We start from the raw sequence: 421 nt of genomic DNA, 5'->3' as shown, positions 1-421 counted from the left end.
GCATAGGCCTATCGTTTCCACGATCAGCGATCGGCTCGTTGCCCTGCGCCGCTCCAAAGCCCGCGACGCAGCGCCGGCAGGCAGAGCAAGTAGAGGGCAGCGCCTGCAATCCATGCCCACCCGTTCCACGTTGTTATAGAAGCCGCATAGATCGCCGTGAAGAGGAGGGGTCCGACGTTCGAGGTCAGGCTGGTGAGCGCCGCCAGTGAGCCTTGCAGCTGCCCCTGACGTTCCTCATCCACCTGCCTGGACAACATTGCTTGCAGCGCCGGCATTCCGATGCCACCCGAAGCAAGCAGGACCATGATCGGGAACGCCATCCATCCCCGTGTCGCGAAGGCAAGCAGGATGTAGCCTGTGCCGTCGGCAATCATTCCGAGCATGAGTGCCCGCCTTTCGCCGAGCCGGGCGGCTACAGGGC

The 421-nt window shown here is 63.7% G+C and carries 1 protein-coding gene; it reads right to left on the bottom strand.

Annotation, left to right across the window (positions count from 1 at the left end):
* Positions 1-23: 23 nt before the first annotated feature.
* On the bottom strand, positions 24-421 hold a 398-nt coding region (locus C1J00_RS48755), incomplete at its 5' end, for an MFS transporter (RefSeq protein ID WP_146046450.1).

This window comes from Streptomyces cahuitamycinicus (assembly GCF_002891435.1).
In the GTDB taxonomy this organism is placed as follows: Bacteria; Actinomycetota; Actinomycetes; order Streptomycetales; family Streptomycetaceae; genus Streptomyces; species Streptomyces cahuitamycinicus.
Note: the sequence above shows the minus strand (reverse complement) of the source record. Positions and strands in the feature narration are given on the sequence as shown.